This is a genomic window from Pseudomonas sp. 05N434, assembly GCF_056396965.1.
This window is the reverse complement of record NZ_JBFTMK010000813.1, coordinates 1-1518: the sequence shown is the minus strand read 5'-3', so window position 1 is coordinate 1518 and position 1518 is coordinate 1. Positions and strand designations below refer to the sequence as shown.

General features: G+C 56.1%; 1 pseudogene. It reads right to left on the bottom strand.

The annotated features are described in order from the left end of the window. Window positions 1-1518, bottom strand: a pseudogene (locus AC1DLB_RS29685) (hypothetical protein); the annotation flags it as partial.

Genomic DNA, 1518 nt, shown 5'->3' with positions numbered 1-1518 from the left:
CTGAAACAGTGTGTTGAAAACCTCCGCAGTCGTATCCCGCACGCTGTCCGGCGTAGCCTTGGACAAGGACCAGGTCGCGGCGCCATCGGTGGAGTTCCTGATGATCATTCTTGTGGAGTGATCGAACAGGGCCGCTTCTGCTGGGCTGGTATCGACCTTGAGCAATCTGAGCGTATCGGGCGGATTGGCATGGCTACCGATCGAAATGGCAATTTCATCCATGGCTCTCAATGCGCGCTCCACCGCTTCCTGGCCATGGATTCTTACCATGTTATTGGAGTTCAGTGAGCCGGTGTACACCACCATTAACTCTTTCCTCAGTTCGTCAGGAAGGGTGTCGGCTTTTCTGAAGGTCAGGAGGTCTTTAGCGCTTTGGCCCTTTGCGCGCGAGGTAACGTAAAAGTCTCCCGCGCTCAGCCGCGTGAACACGTAATGTTTTGAACCGTCGATTGACTCTACGATAGTTGCGCCCACGCGAAATTTATCGACGAGTTTTTGCCCGGATACGGGAACGCTGACCATGACCCGCCCATACATCCCTTTCTGAAACTCCAGTACGGCCTTGAGGGATGAATTGGCAGCTATTGAGGACACTTGCATCGGTGCCCTGCCTGTTGCGGGGGTGTAAATGGCGTCTCCGAACCAGGGGGCCCAGCCTTTGGTTTCATCGAAAGTAGCGATAGCAGGGGTAGGAGCCGGGTCGCGAGTGACGTAGCTTGTTTGACACAGCTCGGGACCAGGGGCGCGACGTACCCGGCAAGGCAAGGRTCTGAACATTGCCTGATCATCAATCAAGTCGGCACGGCGCAGTTGGTTGCCGTCCAGACGATAGGGAATGTCATCAACGAACAGTGTGGTTCGACCATCGATCTCAAGTACTTCACGGACATGGGCGTCTTTCGGAAGTTCTACCAGGACGTGGGATTCGGTAGGAGATAACGTTTTGAAGGTTGACCGGCCCTGTACGAGGTTTTTGCTGTGATTGTGCAGGCGGGGGCCGTAGGGCAAGGATGTCACTGGATCGACGGGGTGGAATCGGGTCAGGTCCGATGGGCTGGTATTGCGCACAAGTACATCATCGACACCGTTGACCGTTGCCAGTCGATCACCGCTTGCCAGCGGCTTCCAGCGCCCCGGATCGGTCGTCTGGGGCAGGTTGTGCACCAGTCGGTAGCTGTCGGCGTGTCCTGTCAGTTTCTTGAACCCGCTAACACCAATGCGTCCCGCCGTATGCAGTCCTTTCCACGCACCGCTTCCCAGTGTCTTGAGTAGTGTCGGGACCCCATCCAGCGGATTGAGGTTGCTCAGGGAAGCGGTCAGGAGTTTTCGGGTCAATGTTGAAAAGGAAGGCAGACTTGCTTTGACGGTCATTTGCGAGGCTTTGGCGCCCGCCCTGATCAGCCGCACCGAACCTGACATGAATTTCCCGACTGGGGTGAGGAATGAAGCCAGGTCCAGCACGACTCCGGCTACGCCTATGAGTATCTGCTCAATTTTGCCCGACAAAATGTCCTCGAT